Here is a 617-nt window from a genome sequence, read left to right on the forward strand (position 1 = left end):
TTTGTCATATGGATATTAAGGGCGTCTGTTACGGGAACCATTGCTTTTTATCTCAGCTAGTTTTTATGTCTCCATAGATGTCCGAATGTAATGCCTTTTGCGAGAGAATTGGCCATGCTTGATAGTTTGAGTAACAGCATGATGGATATAATGGACAAGATGAGAGCTCCTCCAAACATGAAGCTTACATTCTGGTCGTAGTCGAGTTTCATATCGCTCAAATAGTTTGCAAAGATATTCATCATCAGATTAAATACAGTTGCTAAGAGTAGAAAGAGGATTATATAATTCACGACTTGTACAATCCATTGCTCAAAAAAGCGATAAGTTGGTTGCCAGAGTAGAGCAATAATGAAGATTGGTCCCAATCCTACGAGAAGTGTAATAGCGATTTTTGTCAGAAGGACGAGACCCCCACCGATTGCTACGACGAGGCTTGTTGCTAGCAAGATGAGGATTCCTAAGAGACTGTAAAGCAAACCATTGGACTCGAAGAAGACGGTTTCTTGGAAAAGACGTCCTGCATATTGAAATCCTTTGGTTGCTGCTTTGTCCAGTAAATTCATTAATTGTGTATCATTGAGTGGATTTGTTATGAGCGCTTTTGATAACTCATA

1 protein-coding gene is annotated in these 617 nt (G+C 39.4%); it reads right to left on the reverse strand.

The window, feature by feature from the left end:
* Window positions 1-56: 56 nt before the first annotated feature.
* The coding region (locus ACFIQC_RS10150) for a type IV secretion system protein (RefSeq protein WP_375707159.1) at window positions 57-617 on the reverse strand (561 nt) is incomplete at its 5' end.

Source organism: Bartonella sp. AA126HLJHH (assembly GCF_042197425.1).
Taxonomy (GTDB): Bacteria; Pseudomonadota; Alphaproteobacteria; order Rhizobiales; family Rhizobiaceae; genus Bartonella.